Raw genomic sequence first — 873 nt, forward strand, 5'->3', positions numbered from 1 at the left:
AAACCTGCTATGTCCGTTGCGCCAGTAAAGTCATCTGCAATAACACCTAATAACATGATTTATTCTCCACTCTACTTTCGCTTACTTGTCTTTGCTTTCTACGCCCGGAAGCTCAATGCCATCAAAGATCTTGATAACAGCACTGTCATCTTCCTGTCCAAAGCCGGCATTGCTTGCACTCACAAACATGTTCAGTGCTGCGCTTGAAAGAGGAAGTGGGAATTTCAGGTCTTTAGCTGTGTCAGATACTAGGTTGAGATCTTTCACGAAGATGTCGACCATAGACTTTGGTGAGTAGTCGCCATCAACGACATGCTTCATGCGATTCTCAAACATCCAAGAATTGCCTGCCGCATTGGTCACAACGTCGTACATTAAGTCGAGAGGAATGTCCGCGCGTGCTGCCAGAGCCATCGCTTCTGCACCGGCCGCGATATGAACACCAGCCAGCAGTTGGTGAATGATCTTCACCGTAGCGCCCAAGCCAATCGCTTCACCAATGTTATAAACCTTTGCAGCTGTTGCATTTAGCACCGGCTCAAGCGCATCGAATGTGCTTTGCGAACCAGATGCCATGATGGTCATCTCACCCGCTTCCGCTTTAATCGCTCCACCAGAAACCGGAGCATCAAGCATCACTACCGCAAGACCCGTTTTGAACAGTACCGTGTTAACTTGAGCTGCGCTCACGACCAGAACGAGAACTGAATCTAGCTTGTCTGCAAACTCAACCGCATTAGTAGATACCGCTTTCGCACCGAATGAACCTAGCTCTTCAAGCGCTTGAGGATTTAAATCGAAACCATAGACATCTAACCCTGCACGTACACATGACTTCGCAGCACCCATGCCCATCGAACCCAAACCAATAAC

At 48.3% G+C, this 873-nt stretch carries 1 protein-coding gene; it reads right to left on the minus strand.

The annotated features are described in order from the left end of the window. Positions 1-81 precede the first annotated feature (81 nt). Positions 82-873: NAD(P)-dependent oxidoreductase (locus tag KIV40_RS15725; protein WP_285350144.1), on the minus strand; the 792-nt coding region annotated here is incomplete at its 5' end.

Source organism: Vibrio sp. D173a (assembly GCF_030248475.1).